This window comes from Micromonospora sp. ALFpr18c (assembly GCF_008868155.1).
In the GTDB taxonomy this organism is placed as follows: Bacteria; Actinomycetota; Actinomycetes; order Mycobacteriales; family Micromonosporaceae; genus Micromonospora.
The window spans coordinates 1-2,033 of record NZ_WBKR01000365.1 but is presented as its reverse complement, the minus strand read 5'-3'; the positions used below and the strand labels follow the sequence as shown (position 1 = coordinate 2,033).

Here is a 2,033-nt window from a genome sequence, read left to right as displayed (position 1 = left end):
GATCCGTGCAGACCGCGCTGATCTTGCACTTTCGGTTGTCGAGATGAGTGGGATGCCCCGTATATCGGGACAGTAAGTGCAAGACGCTTCTATGTCTGTGGTGATCGGTTCGGTCGGTTGCCGATAGGGTTCGGCGTCAATGATCATTTGGGTGACTCTTTGCCGATCCGGCCGCTCGGAGTGCGGGTGTGCCTTGTGCAAGACCTGTCCCCAGGTGGTCGTCGGCGCCGGCCCGGCCCACCTTGCTGGCCTGATCAGAAGCCTGCCCGTGCGAGCACACGTGGCCCATCACAGATTTGCCGCTGAGGTGACTGCATCCCGAGCCGACGCCGACTGTCCCGGTCGTCACTGGCAAAGGAGCAACAACCCGAGATGGCACAGATCGTAGAGCGGGTTACGGATCGCTATGACGTGGTGGTGGGGGTGGATACCCACACGGACACGCACACCGCTGCGGTGCTCGACCGGCTCGGGGCGGTGTTGGCGCAGGTCACCGTGCCCACCGACGAGGACGGGTTGAGTCGGCTGCTGGCGTTCGCCGCCGCGCACACCCCGCCGCACGGGTGCCGGTTGTGGGCGGTGGAAGGCACCCGGGCGCACGGTCAGGGACCTCGTCCGCCGGACCGAGCCGGGGCCGTTCCTGACCCGCACCATCGAACTTGGCCCCTACCTGGGCATCCGGCGCGACGGTTCGCTCGTTGCCATGGCGGGGGAGCGCATGCGTCCGCCCGGTTGGGCCGAGATCAGCGCGGTCTGCACGGATCCGGCGTACCGGGGCCACGGCCTCGCGACCCGGCTGATCCGTGCGGTCGCGGCCGGTGTCCAGGCGCGCGGCGAGACGCCCTTCCTGCACGCGGCCACGGTCAACACGAGCGCGATCCGACTGTACGAGGCCATGGGCTTCACCCTCCGCCGCCACCTCACCTTCGGGCGGTACCGGGAGATCGGGACACCGGAAAGGCAACGTCGATGACTGACGACGATCGTCGCCCACGCTGGTGCTGCTGCACGGCCTCACATTCGACCGGGGGCAGTGGGACCCGGTCCGGCGGGAGCTCGCGGTGATCGATCCTGCCCGGCAGGTTCTCGCTCTCGACCTGCCCGGTCACGGCGACTCACAGCGGCGGTCCTCGTACGCGATGGCGGAGGTTGTCGAGGCCGTGCACGACCAGGTGACCGAGGTGGGGGTCGCCGATCCGGTCGGTCCTGGTGACCGTGCTCCCCGGTAGCCACTTCCCACACCTGGCCGAACCAGCAGCCGTGGCCCGACTCCTGACAACAACCGGCTGAGATCGCCCCCACCCGCGTTGTTCGGCTGGTCCGGGCGGTTGGAAACGTTTTCGTAACGAGCCCTTGACCTCTCCGCCACCTGCGGAGCAGACTCCCCGGAAACGTTTACAGCTATCGGGTGGAGGTGCCGGACGTGGGTCGTAAACGTTTACAGGAACCGGCGGACGGCCGGCCCACGGTGCACACCGTCGCCGCCCGCGCCGGCGTCTCCATCGCGTCCGCCTCGCGGGTGCTCAACGGCGTCGGTGGTAGCCCCGAGACGATCCGCAAGGTCCGCGAGGCGGCGGCCGAGGTGGGCTACGTGCCCAACGCCATCGCCCGGTCGTTGCAGTCGCAGCGCACCGGCCTCGTCGCGCTCGCCGTCGAGGACATCGGCAACCCGGTGTACGTGGAGATGATGCGCGCCATCGAGGCCGTGGTCGCCTCCTCCGGGCGGCAACTGCTGGTGCACGCCACCGGCGGTCGGATCGACAACGAGACCGCGCTGCTGCGCCGGCTGGCCAACCGCTACGTGGACGGGATGATCGTCTCGCCGATCCGGGTGACCGACGACCACCTCAGGGCGCTGGTGGACAGCCCGGTGCCGGTGGTGGTCGTCGGCCAGCTCGGCGCGGACGCCGCCGTGGACAACGTACGCACCGACTCCCGACAGGGTGTGGCGCTGGCCGTGGACCACCTCGTCGCCACCGGCCGACGCCGGATCGGCTTCGTCAACGGCCCGCTCGACACCGTTCCGGGCGCCG

Annotated in this window: 3 protein-coding genes; all 3 read left to right on the top strand. The window is 69.2% G+C overall.

Annotated elements, in window-relative coordinates; genetic code table 11:
- The first annotated feature begins 640 nt into the window (after window positions 1-640).
- Complete coding sequence (locus F8271_RS31065; RefSeq protein WP_151493342.1) at window positions 641-973, top strand: GNAT family N-acetyltransferase; 333 nt, start codon at window positions 641-643, stop codon at window positions 971-973.
- Between the two features lie 25 nt (window positions 974-998).
- Window positions 999-1,229 carry an alpha/beta fold hydrolase gene (locus tag F8271_RS31060; RefSeq protein WP_225854892.1) on the top strand — a complete coding sequence of 77 codons (231 nt, stop codon included), beginning with the start codon at window positions 999-1,001 and terminating at the stop codon, window positions 1,227-1,229.
- A gap of 194 nt (window positions 1,230-1,423) precedes the next feature.
- The coding region (locus F8271_RS31055) for a LacI family DNA-binding transcriptional regulator (protein ID WP_225854891.1) at window positions 1,424-2,033 on the top strand (610 nt) is incomplete at its 3' end.